This window comes from Oleiphilus sp. HI0061 (assembly GCF_001635675.1).
The window spans coordinates 1-1,021 of the sequence record NZ_LWFE01000077.1; the positions used below are offsets into that span (position 1 = coordinate 1).

1 pseudogene is annotated in these 1,021 nt (G+C 44.5%); it reads right to left on the minus strand.

Annotated features, from left to right (window positions below):
- Window positions 1-1,021: pseudogene (locus A3735_RS30015) on the minus strand (MSCRAMM family adhesin SdrC); the annotation flags it as partial.

Here is a 1,021-nt window from a genome sequence, read left to right on the forward strand (position 1 = left end):
AACAAATCATCAGGGTATAAAACCTGATATAAGGTCTTATCGTCAATAGCTAGTGAAGACTCCTCTTCACGATCTAAAACCCCATCGTTATCGGTATCAGAGCTTGACGGGTCGGTAAGCGTAAGAGCAACTTCGACACCATCGCTAAGCTGATCACCATCACTATCTGGTATAAGAGGGTTTGTTGAAGTCAAATACTTCTCGACACCATCAGATAAACCATCGCCATCGGAATCAGCGGAAAGAGGTTCAGTGCCGAGTAACAATTCTAACCCGTCTTCAAGTCCATCGTTGTCGGAGTCACTACCATTTACAAGTGTCCCATTTACTAATTCTAACTCATCGGTTAGACCGTCATGATCCTTATCATCACCAATTGATGGGTCCGCATCATCAATTGGGTCACTACCCCAGATGAGCTCAAAACCATCTGAGTAACCATCGCCATCACTATCAAGTAAAACTGGGGAGAGGTTTAATTCACTCTCAGTAAAGTCATTAATCCCATCAGAGTCAGAGTCTCGCAAATGAGGGTTGGTTGAATAGGCGCTTGTAAGTTCCACCAGGTCGGGCAGGCCATCAGAGTCTAGATCATCTGGGCGACCCTCGCCTTCCACTGAACAGTTCTGATCAAACCTGAAATAGTCGCGAAAGTTTGGAACTCCATCGCCATCACTGTCAACAAAAGCGTTTGAAGCATCAGTAGAACCGTTCAACTTATCGATATTTAGCCCTACAAAAGCTTTCGCACCCTCGTATGAAAACGAGTCTTGAACCTCATTGTCTTCAGCAACAAGGGGAGCAAGCTCTAAACGAATTAAATCACCATACCTTAGCTTTTCACCAGGATAGGTAAAATCTTTAACTAAACGATCCAGCTCACCATTTATATACCAACGAGCTTCAAGCGTTTCCAACGCAACAGCGCTGAACTTGGACAAATCTAGACTCACTGATTCGCCCTCCTCAACAACGACGGGAGTAATGGAAAACTCAGTTAGCTCAGAGTCTGTTTCGATAG